The organism is Clostridium sp. K13 (assembly GCF_019734195.1).
Classification (GTDB): domain Bacteria; phylum Bacillota; class Clostridia; order Clostridiales; family Clostridiaceae; genus Clostridium.
Genome location: NZ_JAASHM010000001.1, coordinates 248,751 through 270,836, shown reverse-complemented (window position 1 = coordinate 270,836; position 22,086 = coordinate 248,751). Strand labels below are relative to the sequence as shown.

Sequence of the window (22,086 nt, the reverse complement as noted above, 5' to 3'; positions counted from 1 at the left end):
ATAATTTGCTTAGAAAAATAAAAGCTATATTTTTCTATATTTCTTTAAACATAATATATTAAGTGTACTTAATATCACTACAAAAAGAATTAGAATATATATATCATTTTGTATTTGTGAAAAAGTAAATCCTTTAATAATTATATTACTTAATGCATTAGCACCATATATAATAAATAATTTCTTAAAAACATTTTTAAATTGAATATATATTTAATATTGATTAAATACTAATATTAAATATAGTATAAATACTAAAATAAATAAAAGTTAAAAAGGAGAGATAATGAAAGAGAATAATATAAATTTTAATTTAGAAAATACATATTGTAATTTATCTAACATATTTTATTCAAGAGAACTTCCAAGTAAAATAGAAAATCCTACAGTAATAAAGTTTAATAAAGAATTAGCAGAAATTTTAGGATTAGATTTAGAGTTTTTAGAAAGTAATAAAGGTATTGAATTTCTTGTGGGAAATAATATTTTAGAAGGTATAACTCCTATAGCGCAAGCTTATGCAGGACATCAATTTGGGCATTTTACAATGCTTGGTGATGGCAGAGCAATACTTTTAGGTGAGTTTATATCAAAAGATGGACAAAAGTTTGATATACAAATTAAAGGGGCAGGAAGAACTAGGTATTCAAGAGGTGGCGATGGAAAAGCAGCTTTAGGTCCAATGCTTAGAGAATATATTATAAGTGAAGGAATGTATGGACTTAAAATTCCAACTACTCGTAGCTTGGCGGTTATTTCTACAGGTGAAGATATAATAAGAGAGGAAATTTTAGAAGGAGCTGTATTAGATCGTATAGCAAAAAGTCATATACGTGTTGGAACATTTCAGTTTGCAAGAAATTTTGGTAGTGTTGAAGAACTTAGGGAATTAGCAGATTATACATTAAATAGGCACTTTAAAAAAGATAAATATGAAGAAAATCCATACTTATATCTTCTTAAAGAGGTTATAAAAAATCAAGCAAAACTTATTTCAAAGTGGCAATTAGTAGGGTTTATTCATGGTGTTATGAATACTGATAATATGACAATTAGCGGAGAAACTATAGATTATGGACCATGTGCATTTATGGATACTTATGATATAAATACTGTATTTAGTTCTATTGATGTTAATGGAAGATATTCTTATGGGAATCAACCTAAAATTGGCGTGTGGAATTTAACTAGATTTGCAGAAAGTTTATTGCCATTACTAGATGATGATGTAGATAAGGCAATTAAAATAGCTGAAGATGCATTAGCAAGTTATAGTGTTCTATATAATGAATATTATTTTGATGGAATGAGAGCAAAGTTAGGATTATTTGATAAAGAAGAGGGTGATGAAAAGTTAGTTTTATCACTTCTAACTATTATGAATAATTTTAAAGCAGATTATACAAATACATTTTTAAATTTAACATTAGATAAATTAGATGAAATGAAAGTTTTTAATAGTGATGAATTTAAGGAATGGTATAATTTATGGCAAAAAAGAATAACAAAACAAAATGTATCTAGAGAAAAAATAAAAGGTCTTATGGAATCAAATAATCCAACAGTAATTCCAAGAAATTATATAGTAGAGAAAGGAATAAAAGCAGCAGTTAACAACAATGACTATAGTATTATTAATAGGCTTTTAGAAGTACTTAAGAATCCTTATGATTATTCAAATATAAGTGAAGAATTTTCTAAGATACCAGAAGTATCAAGTTGCCCTTATAAAACATATTGTGGTACATAGTTTTAAAAATTATAATTTAAAATATTTAATTAAAGTTTAGAAAATTAAAGTTACTAGGAGTAAGAAATATTCTTAGTAGCTTTATTATTATATAAATAGTTTATAATTAAGATATTATAGTATATAATATATGTAAATTATGTTAATTGAGATATACTTATATGTAATTGAAAGATTAATTTATTATAATAAAAATAAATAAAACTATTAAGTAAATTAGTAAAATGAGATTGTAGAAAAATATGATAAAGTAATAAAGGAGAATTAAAATTTGAAGGATTTTTTAGGACAAAAGTTTAAAGAATATTGGGGAATTGTTACATATATAATAATTTTAGCTTATGTAATTTTTAATTTTAAAAATATTATCTCAGGGGTTGAAAATATAATAGGGGTACTTTTACCATTTATAGTGGGAATAGCCATAGCTTTTATGTTAAATTTAGTTATGAGAATTTTTGAAGAAAGGGTATTTACTTTCTTAGATAATAAAAAATATCAGAAGTATTCTAGATTTAAAAGACCATTATCAGTAGCTTTAACTTTTATATTTGTATTTATGATTATTTTTGGATTAATAAGGTTTATAATTCCACAACTTATTGATAGTATATCTACATTAACTGATGCTATACCAGCATATATGAAATCATTTGAAGAATTAATAAGTCAGTATGTTAGTGATACAGAGATATTAAATACTTTATGGAATAACTTTTTATCTGCATGGAGAGAAATTCTTCAATTTACTGGACAAATAGTAGTTTCATCGTTATCAGGAGTAGTAAATATTACAGTTGGATTTACTAGTGGATTATTTAATTTTATTCTTTCTGTAATTTTTTCAATTTATATGTTATTAAATAAAGAAAGATTACAACTAGGTATGAAAAAGGTTTTATATGCATTTAGTGGAAGAAAATTTGCTGATAAGATAATGTACTTAGGAAAAATATCAAATGAGGCTTTTTCTAACTATATTGGAGGACAATTTATTGAAGCTATTATTATAGGTGTTTTATGTTTTATAGGAATGCTTGTATTAAAAATGCCATATGCATTACTTATAAGTGTTTTAGTAGCAGTAACAGCGTTGATACCTATATTTGGAGCGTTTATAGGAACTATACCATCAGCTTTTATAATATTAATAATAGACCCAATGAAGGCTCTTTGGTTTGTAATATTTATAATTGTGCTTCAACAAGTAGAAGGTAATTTAATTTATCCAAAGGTTGTTGGAAGCTCACTAGGTTTACCACCAATATGGGTAATGTTAGCTATGATTATTGGTGGGAATACATTTGGACTTATAGGAATACTATTAGGAATACCTATTTTTTCAGTAATATATAAAGTATTTAAGGAATTTGTAGATAAAAGGCTAAATTATAAAAATATAAATATTGTTTAGAAAATAATAATTAATATTTTAATTTAAATTAGATATACTCATTTAATAAATTTAGTGAGTGTATCTAATTTTTTTATTGTAGATTTAGTATCTTTTAAAATATTTATCATCTTATTGTCGTAAAATTCATTTATACAAGAATTATCAAGCATTTTCATAAATGCAATATATAAATCATATACACATGTATAATTATCAATTCCTAAGTTAAATGCGGTTATATCCATCATCTTTCTATTTAAAGCTGTGTTAATGCAACCAAGTTTTTTTATTTTAAAATTTATATAATCTTTACCAATTAGGTCAATTAATATATTGGTTGCTGTATTATCACCTTCAGTAATCATAAGATATATTAAATCATCTATGCTATATTTAGTATAACTATCCTTAGAATAAAGTATTCCAGAGACACCAACTTTCATAGAATCTTGTAAAGTTATTTTAGTGTTTGAGTCTAAAAGTCCATGGGATATTTTAGTGTATAGTGCTATCATTATGTAAATTTTTATAATGCTAGCAGAAGGGGAAGGAGTATTTTTAATATCAGTTGAATAATTACTTAAAAATAAATAATCAGGATTATTTATTTCGGCATATATAAGTGAATAATTAAAGCCTTTATTTGAAAGTATTGCTGATAGTTCAATTGATAAAATATCTTTAAAGTTTGCATGTTTTGAAGCTTCTGATCCGTTATTTATTATTTTCAATAAATTGACATTGCTTTTTATATTAAATTTAAAATAATGATTATTATGGAACATAAAATATGAATTACATGATATAATTTGAAAGGATAAAAAATAAAAAATGGGGAGACGAAAGATAATATGACATTTGACAAATTCATAATATGGTTAATGGCAATTGGTATCTTGCTTGGTGCTGGAGATCGATTACTAAAAAATAAATTTGGTTTAGGGCAAAAATTTGAAGAGGGACTTAATGCAATGGGACCTTTAGCACTTAGTATGGTTGGTATAGTTAGTTTATCACCAGTTATATCTAATATTTTAGGCCCTATAATAATACCTTTCTATAAGTTTTTAGGTGCAGATCCAGCAATGTTTGCTTCAATTTTAGCAAATGATATGGGGGGATATCAATTAGCTTTATCACTAGGAGAGAATAAAGAAATTGCTTTATTTTCAGGGCTAATAGTCGCATCTATGTTAGGTTGTACTATAGTATTTTCAATTCCAGTTGCATTAGGACTAATAGATGAAAAAGATAAGGAGTTCTTTGCAAAAGGATTATTAATAGGGTTGTCAACAATACCTTTAGGATCAATTGTTGGTGGTTTAGTAATGAAAATAAATATAAAGGTACTTTTAATAAATATTATTCCTATTATATTAATTTCATTAATATTGATTTTAGGTTTAAAATTCTTCCAAAGAACAATGATAAGAGGTGTATTATATTTTGGAAAATTCATAATGTGGATGAGTACAATAGGATTAGCGGCAGCTGCTTTTGAGAGTTTAACAGGTGTAGTATTAATTAAGGGAATGGCACCTATTAATGAAGGAATGAATGTAGTAGTTAATATTGGTATAGTTCTTTTAGGAACATTTCCTATGTTAACATTGATAATAAATTTACTAGACAAGCACCTTAGAAAATTAGGCAGAAAGATAGGTTTAGATTCTACAAGTGTTGCAGGTGTAATTTTTTCATTAGCAAATAGTATTCCAGTTTTTAAGATGTTAAAAGATATGAACAATAAAGGGAAAATCATAAATGTAGCATGGTTAGTTGCAGCTACATCAACCTTAGGAGCTCATTTGGGATTTACAGCTGGAGTTGAATCAAAAATGATAATTCCAGTAATATTAAGTAAATTATTTGCTGGGGTATGTGCAATTATAATAGCATTAATTTTTACAAAAAATAGTAAAGAAAAACAAAACATATAGATAGAAATAATATATTAAAAAAATAATATATTAATATTGACAAAAAATATACTGAATGATAATATAATGAACAAGATGATTATTATGTAAAAATTAACGTAATAATAAATATATAGTTAAATAAAATTAGTCATAAAATTTTATGAAAAAAATTAGAAAATGTATTTAAAAATAAGCATTTCTATAATATGATTAGTTTTTAAGATTTAAATAGGCATGTAACCAAGTTAAGTTTTGGGCATTAGCCATAGCAAAAATATGCAGTTTTGCATAGTTTTTTGCTATGGCTTTTTTTATATTCAAAATATAAAAAAATGTTAAAAATCACTAATAAGAAAGAGGTATACTAATGAAAAGAACAAAATTAAATTCTATTTTAGCTAAAGTAGTTACAACATCATTTATATTTACTACTTTACCAACAGCTGCTTTTGCGGAGGTTGTTAATGACAATAAAGAATTAGTAAAATTACAGGTTAATATTCCTACTGTAAGTCCTACACCACATAATATTGAAGGTTCAGGAGAAGGATTTATTCTTACTGAAAAAGTAAATATAGTAGGGCAAGAACAAGCAGATCAAGATGCTATAAGAGAATTAGTAGAAGCATTAAAGGGCCTAGGTATAGAAGTTAATAATGATTTTGATGAAAATGCAACTACAATAATAATTGGTGAAGATGATGATAATATCGAAGAAATGAATACTTTCTTTGAAGGGATTAGTAAATCAGGTGCAGAGTCAATAGAAGTTAAAGAAGGATATGTGCTTGCATCTAATCAAAATGAAGATGGAAAAATGACAATTGCTATTGAAGGAACAGATGAAGTTGGTACTTATTATGGAGTAAAAACTTTAAAGCAATTATTAATAAAAGAAAGTGATAGAAATGTTGTTCCAGAAGTTTATATAAATGATTACCCAACTCAGCATGTTAGAGCTGTTGTTGAAGGATTCTATGGAACTCCATGGACACATCAAGATAGATTAGATCAATTTAAATTTTATGGTGAAAATAAATTAAATATGTATATATATGCTCCAAAGGATGACCCATATCATAGAGACCAATGGAGAGACCCATATCCACAAGAAGAGATGGCAAGAATGCAAGAGCTTATAAATACAGCAAATGAAAATAAAGTTGATTTTGTATTTGCAATTTCTCCAGGTAAAGATATAGACATAAACTCAGAAGCTGATTATCAAGCACTTGTTGATAAGTGTGAATCATTATATGACATGGGTGTTAGAAGCTTCGCTATTCTTTGGGATGATATATTCACTGATGATGGAGCTGGACAAGCTGCAATAATGAATAGATTTAATGCAGAGTTTGTTAAAACAAAAGAAGGAGTTAAGCCTTTAATAACAGTTCCAACGCAATATTGGGGAACATCAATGTTTAATGGTTCAGAAGTAAAACCATATACAGAAGGATTTTCTAAAAATTTAGATAAAGACATTGAAGTTATGTGGACAGGGGAACATGTTATTCCTGAAAGTGTAACTTTAGAAGATGCTGAAAAAGTAAATAATCTTTACGGAAGAAAGATGCTTTTATGGTGGAACTACCCAGTTACTGACTACAAAGTTGATAAATTAGCTTTAGGACCAATATATAATCTTGGCAATGATTTAGCTACTAAAATTGGAGGATTCATAATAAATCCAATGGAATTTGCTGAAGCATCAAAAATAAGCATTCATACAGGAGCTGATTACGCTTGGAATACAGAAGCTTATGATTACAATAAGGCGTGGGATAATGCAATTGTAGATGTAGTTGGAGAAGAATTAAAAGAAAGCTTTAAGGTATTTGCAGACCATAGTACAAGACTTGATACTGGTAGAGCAGATGCACCAGAAATGAGAGCAGTAATGGATAATTTCTGGAATAAGGTTGATAATAGACAAATTCCAGCAGCAGAAGTAGAAACTTTAAAAGCTAGTTTTGGAGTAATAAAATCAGCAGTAGCAGATACTCAAGGAAAATTGCATAAAGCTATGTTAGATGAAGTTGCACCACAATTACAAAAGCTTACTAATTATGCAGATGCAGCAACGACTGCAGCTGATATGGTTATTGCAATGTTAAATGGTGATAACAAGTTATGGTGGGATTTAAAAACACAACTTTCAGCGCAAATAGATATTTTAAATGCATCAAAGGCAATTATATCAGATAATGTTTTAGATGATTTTGTTAAACAAGCAAATTCAAAGACTGACTCTATATATTTTGAAAGTGTATTAAAAGATCAAGTTAAAACTTATAGCTATTCAGGAAGTGTATCTGAAAATATTTCACCATTAAAGTTTGAAGAATGGTACAATGGAAAAGCTCCATATGAAGTTTCAAATATGTTTGATGGTAAGCTAGATACAGCATATAGATCTTCTAATAATGTTAAGGCTGGAGATGAAATAGTTGTAGACTTAGGAAAAGTTGAAAACTTAAATAATATTTATATGTTAATGGGAAGAACTTCTCATGATACTGCAATTATGAAAGGAAATGTTCAAATTTCAGTAGATGGAGTTGAATGGAAAACTGTATTAGAAAATAATGAATTTAGAGAATTATTTGTTGGTGATTTAAATGAAAGTGCTAGATATATTAAATATGTAGCAACAGAAGATCAAGAAAATCAAGTATACGTTAGAGAATTTATGGTAAATAAAAATACTGTAAGTGGAATTAGAACTAATATAAAAGGTAGCTTTGAATATAATAAGAATGTTGTTGGAAGAAATGAAGTTAACTCAATAGTTGCTACAGAAAAAGTTGCTTTAAAGACTGGAGACAATATAGGTTTAGAGCTTCCAGAATATAAATATATAACATCAATAAATGTTAATAGTAAAGTTAAAGGAAACGTTGAATATACAATTAACGGAATGGATTGGTTTGTATTAGGAGAAGTAGATGGAGAAACTACTTTATCTCTAGAAAAACCACAAGTTGTTAAACAAGTTAGATTTGTTGCTACTGAAGAAAAGACTACTAAGAGCTTTACAATGGACTTAGTAATTGAAGGAAAAGGTGAAGAATCAGTTATAACAAATAGAAATGGTAGTGGAAATTACAAAGATTTAAATGCAATTGTTGATGGAGATGTAGACTCAAGCTTTATTTCATCAGGGGCTTTAAAGACAGGAGATTATTTCACTTTAAACCTTGGAAAAGTTACTAATGTAAGAAATATTCAATTCATTGGAGATAAAAACTTTGGTGGAGATAGAATAAGAGAAGGTAAAGTTGAATACTCTTTAGATGGTGAGACTTGGACTGAAATTTACAATGGAAATATAGCAGACCAATTTAGAATGTTTGATTTAGATTTTAATGCACAATATGTAAGAGTTACTGCAACTGCTGGAACAGATTCATGGGTTAGAATGTCAGATTTCTCTGTGAATTCTCCACAGGCTGAGGTTGTTTTTGAATCAACTGTTAAACCAGTAAGTGATAGTCATAGATTAGATAACTTAATGGATGAAAATATTCAAACTTCTTATATCCCAAGAACTGAAGTTAAGAGTGGAGATAGAGTAGTTTATAATATATTTGATGGTGCATTAATAAATAACATTGAAATATTCCAAAATGAAAGTACAATTTCTAATGCTAAAGTTATTGCAAGAACTTCTGATGATAGAAGAATAGAAGTTGGTACATTAGATAAAGGTTATAATGTATTTGCTATGGAAAAACCTGAAGAGATTGTTTCTATAACATTAGAATTCCAAGATGGTTCAGGAAGACCAGAAATATATGAAATAGTAACAGAAAACTTTACACTAGAAGCTATTAAGGAATTTGCAAAAGCTAATTTAGCACAAGCAAAAGAATTATTAACAAAAACTGAAGGTAAATCAGAAGATGTTATAAATGCATTAAAAGAAGCTACTTCTGAAGTAGAAAATGCATTAATAGATGGTGTGTCTAGAGAAGATTTATTTGAAATAAATAGAAAATTAGAAAATGCTATTAAGGCATATATTGAATATAGCGAAGAAACTAAACCAGAAGAAAAGCCAGAGGTTAATCCAGGAGAAAAACCTGAAGTTAAACCTGATCAAAAACCAGAAAGCAAACCAGAAAGCAAACCAGAAAGCAAGCCAGAAAATAAGCCAGGCAAACTTCCTCAAACAGGAAATGTAGCAGGGGTAGCAGCTTTAGTTTTAGGTGTTACATCTTTAGTTGGTGGAGCATTTGCTTTCAAAAAGAAGAAAAAATAATTTGCTAACTCTAATTTAATGTATTTTGGCCTACTCTAGAAATTTATTCTGGGTAGGCCTTTTATTATGTAGAAAATTATTCCAACTGATAAAGTAAAACAATATTTACAATGATAGTATGCAGGGTAGATTTTTTCTACTGATATATTTTAAATTTTACGTTGTATATATTTATGACGAAGACGACATTTGCAATTTCTATGGTATCTTTCAATAATAATAGAATGATCAAATAATTTACATACCTTAATATAGAAGAAAGAAATTACTATAATTAATACACAGAATCCATAAATATAAATTCCTCTAAAATTAATATTTTCAATAATAAACCCACCAATAAAGTTACCTATTGCAGAGGCTATTCCATTAACTAATAATTTTACACCAGCAAAAACATCTCTGTTATCAAGCTCAATATTACTCATCATAGAACTATCTAAAGAAGAACCAACAAGACAAGCTGAGGCACCTCTAATTATAAGTAAAATAATAAAAAATATCTTTGAAAGTCTAAAGCCTAATAAAAGCATACTTGCAGCTAAGGATAGCAAAGATAGAATTTCAAATTTTTTCATGCCGAATTTCTCAATAATAGATGGCATAATTAAAATTCCAATCATGTTTAATGTAGTTATAATAAAGTTAATTATAGATATATATGTATTACTTAATCCAAATTGATTTTTTAAGACTAAGTTATTATAGGGCCAAACAGCACTTCCACCTATAGTAATTATAAAAAGAAAAATAGCAAAAATTCTCATGCTTTTATGTGTTTTTAATAATGAAAAAGTATTAACAATTGACTTTTTAATCATTCCATTATCAGGTTTAATTCTTTCATCTCTAGGTAATAGAAATAATCTTAAAGTGAATGCAAAAAGTATTAATATTACAGATAAAAAAAATAACTTTCTATAGCCTATATTTTTAAAGAAATAAATTTTATTTATATTTCCTGCAAGTAATCCTCCAAGAGTAGATGCAATAAAATTAGCTGATGATTTATAACTATAAGCACAACATTCTTTATCAGGAGTTGTATAAGAGTATAATAATTGAAGTTCTGTAACTTGAATAAAGCATAATCCTATATTAATTAAAATTTGTGAAAGTAATAGTAAAATGTAATTTGTAAATAAGACATAAGATCCTACTCCTAAAGCACTTAATAGGCAGCCAGATACTAAGATAGTCTTTCTGCCTACTATATGAATAAATGGTCCTAAGAAGAAGCCAACCATTGAAAATAGGGAGCCTATAGAAAAAATGATTCCTATTTTATCTGAAGGAATATTTATATCATTTAAGTAAAGTATTTGTAAAAAACTATATATACCAAAAGCTAAAGCCAAGCTTAATTCGCTTAGAACCATTATTTGAACATTTCTTGGAAATGTAGTATAAGTTTTTAGTGTTGTAAATTTTTTCATAGTATATACCTCTAAAGAAATTTAAATATCATTTATATTTAGGATAAGCTATATTAGTAAGTTTTATGTGTTGAAAAAATAGTCATATTGAGGTTAGATTATTTTTTAGCTTTTGTTTTCTGAGGTATATTAATGAGAAAAGATGATATTCTAGCTAGTAAAGACTATGTAACAGCAGATGATTTAATTAATATTAATGAGGAAAGCAATCTTTGCTTTAAGCCACTTTCACCAAAAGTTGAAACTGGTACTGTAATGGTATGGAAAAAACATCAAATTTTTTCTACTGCAACGTCTAAATTTATAGGTGAGATTAAAAAAGTGTTTAAAGAAAAACAATAAGATATTTGAGAAAAAATTTATTTAAATTAATAAAGCTGTTAACTATTTATTTTTATATAGTTAACAGCTTTAATTTATAATTAATTAACTAGACTTTTATTAACATATTCAATTATAGGTTTTATAGTAGATTTATCAGTAAAATCAATAATACTACCATAAGTAGCAATTAAATCTTTATCATCATTTTTTAAGGTTTCAGGATCCCTTTTACAAAGCATATTATACATCATTTTCATCATAGCTCTATGAACAAAATTAAGCTTATTATAATCGATACTACCACGTAAATGGAAAACTTTAATTTTATCTTGCATTTCTTTTGAAAGAATCTTGCTTATAGAATTTTTAATAGAATCTATATTTTCTTTATTAGTAGTATCAGCTAGTCCACATGTAAATAATATTAACTTTTTATTGGAAAGTTTATCAAAATTATTTGTAACTAAATTAATTCCATTTACTCCTCCAGCGTAAAGTCCACCACCATAAATGATAGTATCATAATTTAAAAGCTTATCTGCAGTTATTTTTTGTTTTCAACTAAATCACAAGATAGTTCTTCAGCTAACCATTGAGCATATTTTTTAGTTGAACCATACTTAGATTTATACACAACAATAACTTTTTCCATAAAGTACCCTCCTAAAAATATAAGTTAGTGTAAAGTTTTTTACACTACTTTTCTTTTAAATTCTTTATATATCAAGGTTTCGCAAGTTTTTTTGTATAAAAAAACAACGACCCCCTAATTTCATGTTAAAATTGAATCGCTAAACCACAAAATCAACACGAAAGGTTGTCGTTATTATGGATTCAATTATAACTTATTTAATAGCATATAATCAATATTTAATTACCATTATCGGTGAATTACTTTTATTTATTGTGCAATACATTCCACTTAAACAAATGGTATTTGATGATTCAAATAGTCCTGAATATCAAAAATTCAAAGTAGATAAGCTACCTACAATACTTAAATTTGAAAAGGTAGATTATAAATTACTTTTAGCTTATTACAAACACAAATATAACAAAACCGTAAAACCCGTCCAAAGACGGAACGGTAAGTCTATTCCAAAAAAAATTAAATGTCCTAAATGTGGTGCACCTCACGAATATATTTACGATAATAATGGCAATAAAGGTCAGTTTAAGTGTAAGATTTGTCAACTTTCTTTTAAAGAAACTAATTATGCAACTAAACCAATAGTTTTTATTTGCCCTTACTGTGGTGCTACCCTTACTGAGCAAAAACAACGTAAGCACTTTAAAATACATAAATGTAATAATTCTAAATGCTCATATTATCAAAGAAATCTTAAGAAGCTTCCTAAGGATCTTGATCCTGCCGATAAATATAAATACAAGCTTCATTATATATACCGTGAATTCAATATTAACTTCTTTAAGATGGATTTATATCCAATATCAAAACATGCTACAGGATTTAATTTTAAAAAGTTCAATCCTCATATAATGGGATTATGCCTTACTTATCACGTTAATTGTAAAATGTCTACAAGGCAAACTGCACATGTTTTAGAAGAAGTTCATGGAATAAAAATATCACATAGAACTGTTACTAATTATGCTCTAACAGCAGCTGCTGTTATTAAACCGTTTGTTGATACATTTAATTACAAACCATCTAAAATACTTTCTGCCGATGAAACTTATATAAAAGTTAAAGGAATTAAGCATTATGTTTGGATTGTAATGGATGCTTGTAAAAAGTCTATTCTAGGTTATCAAGTGTCTGATACAAGAGCTACAGGTCCTTGTATATTAGCAATGCGTATGACTTTTGATAAGTTTAAAGAATTTCCAGGAAAAGCTTTGAACTTCGTTGCCGACGGTTATAGCGCTTACCCGTTAGCGAAGCAACAATTTGAATTAGAAGAAAACAAAGAATTTAATCTAACTCAAGTTATTGGACTTACTAATGAAGATCCAGTATCTGAAGAATTCCGTTGGGTTAAGCAAGTAGTAGAGCGTCTAAATCGTACCTTCAAGTCTTCCTATAGAGTTACTTGTGGCTATGGAAGTGATGAAGGTGCTCTTTATGGATTCTCTCTTTGGGTTGCTTATTATAACTTTTTAAGACCTCACCCATATAACTATCATCGTCCTTTAAATGAATTGGATGCTTTAAACAGCGCTGATAACATGCCAGCAAAGTGGCAAATCCTTATCAGTCTCGGTCAACAAACCATATTACATATGCAAGAATCTAAAACTTCTTGATAAACTATAAAATTAAATATTGATTTAATTTTTGCCTCCGATACCGAAGGTCTTTTTGTCATATTCAATTTTCAAATTTTAGTTGATATTTCAACGATATTTTTTAATTTTTATTAAAAATTAGCCATAGGCTATTTTTTCATACGAAACTTTACACTATCATTTTATCCTCAAATGATAATCTTATATATTATATTTTATAACATAAATTTATACAATAAAAGAAAAAAGCACTAATAATTAGTGCTTTCAGTATTAATAATTTCTTCAAATTCATTTTCCTTAATATCTTTTCCACAAATTAATGCCTTCTTTAATAGCTCTTCACCCTGATTATTTAAGGCTACTTTTCCAATTATATCTCCAGAATTCTTATTTACTGTATTAAAGACTTCTACCTCTACAGATCCTTCACCTTTAAATCCATATTCAAAATCACACTCTTCAATAACACTTCCTAAATTAATAAATTCTGATGATTTTACAACATCTTTTACATTATCACTCTTAAAGCAATAGTTATCTGATACATATTTATATATTTTTTCTGTAACATTCCATCTATCACTACAATTTAATACAACTATAATTATATTTCTTCCTTCATGCTTTACTGAAGAAACTAAACATTTTCCTGCTTGACCCGTATATCCTGTTTTAACTCCATTTGCCTCTGGAATTTTATATAATATTTTATTTATATTATTGTAATCTCTTGTGAAATTAGAAGTATCTTTTGTTATAGTCTTTGTTCCACAAATTTCACAAAATAAATCACTTTCCATTGCTTTTGTAGTTAAAAGTGCTAAATCATATGCAGATGTATAATGTTTAGGGCTATCTAAACCATGAGGACTTTCAAAGTGTGAATTAATTAATCCTAAGCTAGTAGCATAATCATTCATTATCTTAGCAAAACCTTCTATACTTCCTCCTATATCTTCAGCAATTGCTATTGCTGCATCATTTCCTGATTTATACATTAACCCATATAGTAATTCTCTTAATCTTATTTTTTCTCCAGCTACATATCCTACCTTTGATCCTCTAATAGATGCTGCGGTTTTACTTATAGTTACTTCTCTATCTAAGTCTCCATGAGTTATTGCAACTAAAGCTGTAAGGATTTTTGTTGTGCTCGCCATTGGTACTATTTCACGAGCGTTTTGTTCAAATAAAACTTGTTTTGTTTTACTATCTAATGCTATTGCATTCCTTGCTGAGACTCTAATAGTATTTAATATATTATCCACATCTACATCATCTATTTCATTATCTTCAAGTATTACTACATCATTACCATCGTCTTCCTCAAAGCATTGAGCGTAAACACAATTGCTTAATAATTCAAAAATTATTAAAAATAAACTCAAAGTTACTCCTAGGATTTTAGTTTTCATCATTAGTATCACTCCTATTTTCTCCTTACACTTGTAGTATTTTCATTTATAAAAATTTTAAACCTAAATAATAAATTTTTATGACTTATATTTCATTTTTGTGGCAATACTATAAAAAGCTAGGGGAGGTTAATTATGCTTTTTTTGATAATTTTTATTGTTTTAATATTAATTTTATTTATACCTATCCCCTTAAAATTTAAGGCTCATTATTCTAAAGATAGGTATTATATAAAATTTTATAATATTAATTTAATATCCAATGATGGTGGTATTTTAAATAAATTTTTAAATAGAAAAGAAAAAACTACAAAGAAAAAAAATAAAGAAAAAACTAAGTCAAAAGATATTAAAAAAGATACTAATATTAATTCAAAGAAAAAAAATTTTGAACTTAATTATAAGTTACTTATTAAAAACATTTATTTTAGACTTAGTAGAAATAAGTTTAAACCATCAATAAAGTTTAAAAGTGATACTATTTATTCTCTAGGGGATGCCAGCAGGACTACTATATTTCTTGGAGTATTTTATAATATTAACCCAATATTACTTTATATATTTTCAACAATATTTAAAGTTAAAGTATTAGACAATGATTTTAAGCCAATATTTAAAGATAAGATACTATTTGAAATTACAATAAGTAGTATAATTACCTTTAATTTAGCTCAAATTATTTATATGGGTATTATTATTTATAAATGTACTTTTGATGATTCCATAATAAAAAAATAGGAGGTGAGTCCCTAAACATAGGGATTATTATGTCTGATAAGCATGAATTAGAAAATTTAATGAGAAGCACTATGGAAAATTTACGTGATATGATAGATGTTAACACTGTAGTTGGAGATGTTCTAGAAACTAGTGATGGTACTTCAATTGTTCCAATTTCTAAGGTTTCCTTTGGTTTTGCCTCTGGAGGAAGTGAATTTGGTGAACATGTTGCAGTAAGAAATGGTGATGAAAATTACCCATTTGGTGGTGGATCTGGTGCTGGAGTTAGTGTAAAACCTATTGCTTTTTTAGTAATTAAAGATGGAATGGTAAGACTACAACCTATGGATTATGATACTACTGTAGATAGAATAGTTGATTCTGTACCTCAACTTTTTGAATTAGTAAAAAATTTCTTTTCAGATAAAAATAATAAATCTAATACTAATGTTGATGATGATAAAATTGATATCGACATCGATTTATAAAATAGTAAGCTACTGATTATAATTTCAGTAGCTTATTATTTTTAAACATCATTATCTAATGCTGCTTCTATATCCACTTCTTTATTTTCAACTTCTTTATCATTATTATCTAAATCTGACTTCATATCTTCAAGAGCTTGATTTAAAACATCCATAGAGCTCTTTGCCTCTTCATCATTATATAAATCTAATGATGGTAACTCCTTTAATGTTTCTAACCCAAATTGTCTTAAGAATTCATCTGTAGTTCCATAAAGTATAGGTCTTCCTGGTACTTCTAATCTACCTATATCTTTTATTAATCCTTTTTCAACAAGCTTTTGAATGGCTGATTCTGACTTAACACCTCTTATTTCATCTATATCAATACGTGTTATTGGCTGCTTATATGCAATAATAGCTAAGCTTTCTATAGATGCTTGTGAAAGTGAATGTCTTTTATTTTTCTTTAATAACTTTTGAATATAATCAGAGTTTTCACTTTTAGTAACTAATTGATAAGCACCATTTATACTAATTAATCTAATTCCTCTATTTTCGTCTTCATATTCATTAATCATTTCTTTTATTATTTCTTCAACATTCTTATCCTTAAGCTCTAAATTATTACTTAAATCTCTTAATGATAAAGGTTCTCCACTTACAAATAGCATTGATTCGATAGCTGATTTTATACTAGACTTTCTAGATAACTCTTTAAATTCATACTGCTTAACATCAATGTTACTCACTATCTCTCCTCCTCTTGATAAGTATATTTCCAAAACTCTCATCTTGATAAACATTAATAGTTCTAATTTTTATAAGTTCTAATAATGCTAAAAATGTAACTACTGTTTCAAGCTTACATGAACTTTCTTTCATTAAACTATCAAATTCAATTACATTATTTGAATTAACTCTTTCTAAAAGCTCATTCATCTTATCTTCTACTTTATACTTATCTACGTATATTTTCTTTTGTACTACGTTAAACTTATTTTGTTTTTCTCTATAGTTTTCTAATATTTTATTATAAATATTATATAAATCTAATAACGTTAAATTCTTAAATATATCAACATTATTTACTGGCTCACTTTTAACTTCCTCAATTATCTCTGGCTTCTTACTATAAACATCACCTTGATTTATATATCGCTCTTTAAAGAATTCAGATACTGATTTTATCTTTTTATACTCAATTAATCTTTCCATTAATCTCTTTTCAATATCTTCTTCATTTTCTTCCTCTTCTACTTTTATTTTTGGAAGAAGATTTTTTGATTTTATCTCTATTAATGTAGCTGCAACAACAATAAATTCTGATGTTATCTCAAGATCCATAACCTTTCTTGTATTAAGGTACTCTAAATATTGATTTGTAACTTTATATATTTCTACATTATATATATCCATCTTATTCTTTTTTATAAGATGCAGTAATAAATCAAAAGGTCCTTCAAAATCTGCCACTTTAATCTTTGGCAATTCCATTAATTCATCCCGCCTTTATCTTTTTATTATGCTACTTTTAAGGGTTTCATAACTTATATAATAACAATTTTCTTTTAAAAGAACAAGCCTTAAAGATGCTCATGAAAATATATATCATTAGGTTCATCCTGCAATTTATATTCTTCTACTAAAATATAAAATTCATCACTAAAACATATCTTTCCGCAAATATTAATCCATTGTCCTTCTTCTAAATTAGATTCTAATCCCTTTGCTTTTATCTGTATCTTTTCTTTATCAGCTTGACAACACTTTACTGTTTGCCTAGCTATAATAGTAAAATCTGAATTTTCCTTTATTTTATCTATATATCCTAAAAAAACTATCTTTTTTCCCTCATATTCCTCTTTGTTTTCAACAATTTCATTTAATATAGAATAATTTTCACTATTTATAATTATTGCATCAGCATTATTTTTAAGTAATAACTCTTCATTTATATCTGTATTTCCTTTTAATAAGGGAAAAACATATAATAAAACTACTCCAACACATAATGTAAATGTTAAAGGAATGTATTTATTAGTAGTTTCAACTCTTCTTTTTATTGTAAAGATTCTACCAAATTGAAATATTGCAAAAACACTTAATATTATTATGCTCAAATAGAAATAAATAATCATATCACTACCTACGAAGTTGGTTATCTTTCCACTTCTTATTAAAAATACTAGTGATAAAGATAATAATACTAAAATAATAAACCATATTAATTCATCAATATTAAATTTCTTCATATACACCTCTTATACAATTAAAAATAGCAAATAATTATACTATTGCTAGACATATTCCAAATACAACTATGCAAATTATTAAAAGTAATTGTAGTACAAATTTCTTTTTAAAGAATCCAAAAGATAATATTAAGTTTTTCAGATCCATCATTGGTCCTAATATTAAAAATGCTATAACTCCTGCAACTCCAAAGTTGTCCATAAATCCTTTTGCAACAAAGGCATCAGCTTCTGAGCATAGTGATAATACAAATCCTAGCAACATCATTATAACAACTCCAACTACCTTTCCTGATGTCATATCATTAATTAAACTATCTTGAAGGAATACTACAAAAATACTTGAAAGAAGTGCACCAAAAATAAAATAAATACTTATATTTAAAAACTCATTAGATGCATTTAAAACTAAATTTTTAATTTTACCTTTTAATGAAATATAATAATTATTACTGAAAGTACAACAATCACAGTAAAGTCCAGCTTCTTCACTTCTTAAAACTTCTGTATTTTTCTTTTTATCATAAAAAAATCCAACTATCATTCCAACTATTAAAGCACCTATTACTCCACCTATCGTTCTATATATAACAATATTAATGTCATTTGGAAATGCATAATATGTAGACATAATTACAACTGGATTAACTATAGGAACTGCTAACATAAATGTTATTCCAACTCCTATAGGTAATCCTTTTTTTATTAAGCTTCTTGTAATTGGAACTATAGCACATTCACATACTGGAAAAAATACCCCCGATATTGCAGCTATAAAATATCCTATAATATTATTTTTAGGAATAATTTTTTTTATTAATTCATCTGATACGTAAATTTGAATTAAAGCTGATAATACTGCTCCTATCAAAAGAAACGGTAATGCTTCAACGATAATCCCTAGGTAACTCCACATCCATGATTCAAATTTACTTATACTCACTTTCTCACCCGCTATCTTACTTTCTCATATAATCTACTAATTTCACTCTCATATTTCTTAATAGCTTATCTTCTAATAACTTGCTTTTTTCTAAGGCTATTTCAATCTCATCATTATTTTGTGATTTTATTATTTGTGCCTTATGATTTAATTCTTCTAACAACTTAACACCATTTTCTAAATTTAAATCTTTTTCTATATTACAATTATTAACTACAATTACATCACTATTTTGTATGAAAGGTAATAATATTTCTCCCATATTCATAACATAAAACTCAATATTTCTTCCATCGCAGATAAAATAAATAGTATCTAGCTTTATTAATTTTCCTGTTTCATTATCAAACACACATTTATATAAATGCTCTAATGTTTCTGTGCCGTTATATTCTATAATTATTCTATGAGGCTTATATTTTTTTACTATTTTATAAATTTCATTATTAAGCTCTAAGCCTTCACCCATAAAGCTAACATGCTTTACACTTTGTTCTTTTTCATTAAACTCATTTATTTGAGTCTTTCCACTTTCACAAGTAATAACAACTATTTTTTCCTTATCTGCAATAGTTTTATTTACTAATGAATTAATAAAGGCTGACTTGCCAGCCCCTAAAAATCCAGTAACTACATCAACGCCAACCTTCATATATTCACCTCTTAAACTCCTAATTTTACCTTATAAGAAAAACTTTTTAATCTTATCTCTATTTAAATTAGTTCCTATAAATGAAATAACAGTCTCTCCTCTATAAGCTATCTTTTGCATATTTATTTCAGATAAAGTATAGTCAAATTGCTCTTTACCATTTTTAGTATTAACGATTCCTTTTGCTCTAATAATTTCTCCAAACTCAAAACTATTTTTTATAAAGTTAAACTTACTTAATAATTCCTCTTTAGATACATATCTATCTATTTTTAAAGCAAAGCTCTCAAATGAACTTTCATCGTTTTTTTCTGATTTAACATTGCCTAAATTAGAGTTTGCCTTTCTAAAGCTTATTTTTTCTTTAATCTCACCTTTCTCCCTTGTTACAAACATTTTAGGAAGTAGCTCCTCTGATTTTGTATTAGTCCACTGTCTTCCTATTATTATTGCATTAGAGTTTAATTTACTAATTTCTTCTTGCAATCTTCTTACTTCTTCATTTGTAACGTTTTGAGTTCTGCTTAAAATTATAATATCAGCATTTTTTATTTGATTAATAAAAAAGCTCTTAAAATTAGTTAAGTACAAATCGAATTTTTCAGCATCTACTACTGTTATAGCCTTTTCTACCTCTGCTATATCCTTTAATTCCTTATCAGTAAATACTTTCTTTATGTCACTTAATTTTGCAACTCCTGTTGGTTCTACTAAAAGTCTATCTACATTGCAATTTTCCACTACATCTATAATTGACTCTTTAAAATCCCCAGTAACTTGACAACAAATACATCCAGCATTTATTTCCTTTACTAAAGTATTAGTTCTCTTTAGAATTGCACCATCAATACTTACTTCACCAAATTCATTTTCAATAATTGCAATTCGCTCTTTATAATAACCTTCTTCTATAAGTTTTTTAATTAATTGTGTTTTTCCAGCTCCCAGAAAACCTGAAAATATCTCTACTTTAACACTCATAAATCATTACTATCCCCTATTATTGTTCTCAAAAAATTCTATGACTTATATTAAATTTTTATGACGATTTTATTTATAAGATATCCTGCATATTACCTGTAATTTATACATATAATAATAATGTAAATGTATCACTTAATTGTGAACGTTATACACAAAAAAAGAGTTGCTATTAACGCAACTCTTTTTTTATAATTATCTATTTTTATTTGTGTAAAGCATCTAAAACTAATTGAGCTGTAGAGATGTTAGTTGCAAGTGGTATTGCATAAACATCGCATAATCTTAATAATGCATTAACATCAGGTTCGTGTGGTTGTGATGTTAATGGATCTCTTAAGAAGATAACTAGATCTAACTTTTGCTCAGAAACTAAAGCACCTATTTGTTGATCTCCACCAAGAGGACCACTCTTTAATCTATGAATTTCTAAGCTAGTGTTTTCCATTATTCTTAAACCTGTAGTTCCAGTTGCATAAAGCTCTAGATTTGATAATCTTTCTTCATTCATTTTTGCGAAATTAACCATTTCTTCTTTTTTCTTATCATGGGCAATTAATGCTACTCTCATCTGTATCTCTCCCTTTTACTATACTATATAAATTTAAAGTTTTAACTTAATTATTTTTTTGAGACAAATATATTATCCTTAATATAAAATCTCCACATAAAATCCTTTGCCTCTTCAGCATAGTCTATTCCAATTCTCTTAGTTTCCACAATTTCAAACTTTTCATCATTATCACCATCTGCAATATATATAGGACCTTTCTTGTATAATGGTTCTATATTTAAATCCTTATTTATTAAATAAGCCAGGCATAACTTTGATGGACCATTCGTTAAATTTTTTATTTGAGCTTTAGTAAGCTCAATATATGTCTTATTATATCTAATATTGGAAATATAATCAAGCTCATTTAAAGGCTCTATTGCTCTAATTAATACAGCTTCAGCCACATCTTTTTCATTAGTAACAACGTTAAAACAATGATATAATCCATATATAAAATATATATAGGAAATTCCACCATCTTCATACAAAGGTTCTGTTCTAGTAGTTCTACGTCCGTTATATGCATGACATGCCTTATCTGTAGCACCTATATATGCTTCTGTCTCAACAATCTTGCCCTTTAAAATTTTACCATCAACTTCTCTAACAAGTACCTTGCCAAGTAAGTCCTTTGAAACTTCTAATGCACTTCTATTATAAAAGTCTTTGCTTATAATCATTTGTTTCTCCTAAATAAAAATAAATTTATCTGATAAAGTTAAAACTCCGCCTTACGCTAAGAATTTAGTTTA

General features: G+C 27.0%; 20 protein-coding genes and 1 pseudogene. 8 read left to right on the top strand and 13 right to left on the bottom strand.

Features of this window, described 5'->3' with window-relative positions; translation table 11 throughout:
- Positions 1-286 precede the first annotated feature (286 nt).
- Both HCG76_RS01350 and HCG76_RS01345 read left to right on the top strand, forming a co-directional pair.
- On the top strand, positions 287-1,750 hold the full coding sequence (locus tag HCG76_RS01350) for a protein adenylyltransferase SelO (RefSeq protein ID WP_221700591.1): 1,464 nt from the start codon (positions 287-289) through the stop codon (positions 1,748-1,750).
- 271 nt (positions 1,751-2,021) lie between these two features.
- A complete protein-coding gene (locus HCG76_RS01345; RefSeq protein ID WP_221700590.1) occupies positions 2,022-3,164 on the top strand; it encodes an AI-2E family transporter in 1,143 nt (380 codons plus the stop codon).
- A gap of 38 nt (positions 3,165-3,202) precedes the next feature.
- Here the strand turns inward: HCG76_RS01345 and HCG76_RS01340 are convergent, their stop codons facing one another.
- Complete coding sequence (locus HCG76_RS01340) at positions 3,203-3,877, bottom strand: serine hydrolase (protein ID WP_221700589.1); 675 nt, start codon at positions 3,875-3,877, stop codon at positions 3,203-3,205.
- Between the two features lie 120 nt (positions 3,878-3,997).
- Between HCG76_RS01340 and eutH the strand changes: the two genes are divergently transcribed.
- Together eutH and HCG76_RS01330 are read left to right on the top strand one after the other, a co-directional pair.
- On the top strand, positions 3,998-5,086 hold the full coding sequence (gene eutH / locus HCG76_RS01335; protein WP_221700588.1) for an ethanolamine utilization protein EutH: 1,089 nt from the start codon (positions 3,998-4,000) through the stop codon (positions 5,084-5,086).
- Positions 5,087-5,435: 349 nt separating this feature from the next.
- Complete coding sequence (locus HCG76_RS01330) at positions 5,436-9,332, top strand: beta-N-acetylglucosaminidase domain-containing protein (RefSeq protein ID WP_221700587.1); 3,897 nt, start codon at positions 5,436-5,438, stop codon at positions 9,330-9,332.
- 149 nt (positions 9,333-9,481) lie between these two features.
- Here the strand turns inward: HCG76_RS01330 and HCG76_RS01325 are convergent, their stop codons facing one another.
- Complete coding sequence (locus tag HCG76_RS01325) at positions 9,482-10,768, bottom strand: MFS transporter (RefSeq protein WP_221700586.1); 1,287 nt, start codon at positions 10,766-10,768, stop codon at positions 9,482-9,484.
- A 132-nt stretch (positions 10,769-10,900) separates the two neighbouring features.
- On the opposite strand from HCG76_RS01325, the gene HCG76_RS01320 reads away from it, so the two are divergent.
- Complete coding sequence (locus HCG76_RS01320; RefSeq protein ID WP_221700585.1) at positions 10,901-11,110, top strand: hypothetical protein; 210 nt, start codon at positions 10,901-10,903, stop codon at positions 11,108-11,110.
- A gap of 80 nt (positions 11,111-11,190) precedes the next feature.
- On the opposite strand, the gene HCG76_RS01315 is transcribed toward HCG76_RS01320, so the two are convergent.
- On the bottom strand, positions 11,191-11,604 hold the full coding sequence (locus HCG76_RS01315; protein ID WP_311776370.1) for a flavodoxin domain-containing protein: 414 nt from the start codon (positions 11,602-11,604) through the stop codon (positions 11,191-11,193).
- Between the two features lie 32 nt (positions 11,605-11,636).
- Positions 11,637-11,744, bottom strand: a complete 108-nt coding sequence (locus tag HCG76_RS18900) for a flavodoxin domain-containing protein (RefSeq protein WP_260458121.1) — start codon at positions 11,742-11,744, stop codon at positions 11,637-11,639.
- A 176-nt stretch (positions 11,745-11,920) separates the two neighbouring features.
- On the opposite strand from HCG76_RS18900, the gene HCG76_RS01310 reads away from it, so the two are divergent.
- Positions 11,921-13,360, top strand: a complete 1,440-nt coding sequence (locus HCG76_RS01310) for a DDE-type integrase/transposase/recombinase (RefSeq protein WP_221718998.1) — start codon at positions 11,921-11,923, stop codon at positions 13,358-13,360.
- Between the two features lie 482 nt (positions 13,361-13,842).
- On the opposite strand, the pseudogene HCG76_RS01305 reads toward HCG76_RS01310, so the two are convergent.
- Positions 13,843-14,760: pseudogene (locus HCG76_RS01305) on the bottom strand (D-alanyl-D-alanine carboxypeptidase family protein); the annotation flags it as partial.
- 135 nt (positions 14,761-14,895) lie between these two features.
- Here HCG76_RS01305 and HCG76_RS01300 point away from each other — a divergent pair.
- Together HCG76_RS01300 and ytfJ are read left to right on the top strand one after the other, a co-directional pair.
- Positions 14,896-15,498 (top strand): DUF2953 domain-containing protein, encoded by a 603-nt coding sequence (locus HCG76_RS01300; protein WP_221698533.1) that lies wholly within the window; start codon positions 14,896-14,898, stop codon positions 15,496-15,498.
- A 29-nt stretch (positions 15,499-15,527) separates the two neighbouring features.
- Positions 15,528-15,968 carry a GerW family sporulation protein gene (gene ytfJ / locus HCG76_RS01295; protein WP_221698532.1) on the top strand — a complete coding sequence of 147 codons (441 nt, stop codon included), beginning with the start codon at positions 15,528-15,530 and terminating at the stop codon, positions 15,966-15,968.
- Between the two features lie 41 nt (positions 15,969-16,009).
- On the opposite strand, the gene scpB is transcribed toward ytfJ, so the two are convergent.
- The 8 genes from scpB to HCG76_RS01255 all read right to left on the bottom strand — a co-directional run bounded on the left by scpB (position 16,010) and on the right by HCG76_RS01255 (position 22,014).
- On the bottom strand, positions 16,010-16,741 hold the full coding sequence (gene scpB, locus HCG76_RS01290; protein WP_221698531.1) for an SMC-Scp complex subunit ScpB: 732 nt from the start codon (positions 16,739-16,741) through the stop codon (positions 16,010-16,012).
- Positions 16,692-17,444 (bottom strand): segregation/condensation protein A, encoded by a 753-nt coding sequence (locus HCG76_RS01285; protein ID WP_221698530.1) that lies wholly within the window; start codon positions 17,442-17,444, stop codon positions 16,692-16,694. Before HCG76_RS01285 ends, scpB begins: the two co-directional genes overlap by 50 nt.
- 89 nt (positions 17,445-17,533) lie before the next feature.
- Positions 17,534-18,202 carry a TIGR03943 family putative permease subunit gene (locus HCG76_RS01280; protein ID WP_221698529.1) on the bottom strand — a complete coding sequence of 223 codons (669 nt, stop codon included), beginning with the start codon at positions 18,200-18,202 and terminating at the stop codon, positions 17,534-17,536.
- Positions 18,203-18,236: 34 nt separating this feature from the next.
- Positions 18,237-19,145: a permease gene (locus HCG76_RS01275; RefSeq protein WP_221698528.1), complete on the bottom strand. Its 909-nt coding sequence runs from the start codon at positions 19,143-19,145 to the stop codon at positions 18,237-18,239.
- Positions 19,146-19,161: 16 nt separating this feature from the next.
- On the bottom strand, positions 19,162-19,797 hold the full coding sequence (locus HCG76_RS01270; RefSeq protein WP_221698527.1) for a GTP-binding protein: 636 nt from the start codon (positions 19,795-19,797) through the stop codon (positions 19,162-19,164).
- A gap of 30 nt (positions 19,798-19,827) precedes the next feature.
- Positions 19,828-20,778 (bottom strand): CobW family GTP-binding protein, encoded by a 951-nt coding sequence (locus HCG76_RS01265; RefSeq protein WP_221698526.1) that lies wholly within the window; start codon positions 20,776-20,778, stop codon positions 19,828-19,830.
- A gap of 205 nt (positions 20,779-20,983) precedes the next feature.
- Positions 20,984-21,349 carry a methylglyoxal synthase gene (locus HCG76_RS01260; RefSeq protein ID WP_221698525.1) on the bottom strand — a complete coding sequence of 122 codons (366 nt, stop codon included), beginning with the start codon at positions 21,347-21,349 and terminating at the stop codon, positions 20,984-20,986.
- 50 nt (positions 21,350-21,399) lie between these two features.
- Positions 21,400-22,014: a DNA-3-methyladenine glycosylase gene (locus HCG76_RS01255; RefSeq protein ID WP_221698524.1), complete on the bottom strand. Its 615-nt coding sequence runs from the start codon at positions 22,012-22,014 to the stop codon at positions 21,400-21,402.
- Positions 22,015-22,086: the final 72 nt, after the last annotated feature.